General features: G+C 63.8%; 1 pseudogene. It reads right to left on the minus strand.

The features are described 5' to 3' along the window. Positions 1–268 (minus strand): annotated as a pseudogene (gltD, locus tag AC0L3A_RS41120) (glutamate synthase); the annotation flags it as partial.

The following is a 268-nucleotide window of genomic DNA, read 5'->3' on the forward strand; positions in this document are numbered from 1 at the left end:
CGCCCGCCGTGAACACCTTGTCCACCGACGTGTAATACGCCTTGTCGCCCTCGGTGGAAGCACGCACGTTGCCGCGCGCATCCTTGTCGACGCCGAACGCCTCGAGCACCGGCGACACCGGCTGCGTGAAGCCCATCGCGAGCAGCACGAGGTCGGCCTTCATTTCGAACTCCGAACCCGGCACTTCGACCATCTTGCCGTCCTTCCATTCGACGCGTGCCGCGATCAGCTTTTCGACCTTGCCGTTCTTGCCTTCGAGGCGCTTCGT

This window comes from Bradyrhizobium sp. MI1.3 (assembly GCF_055811695.1).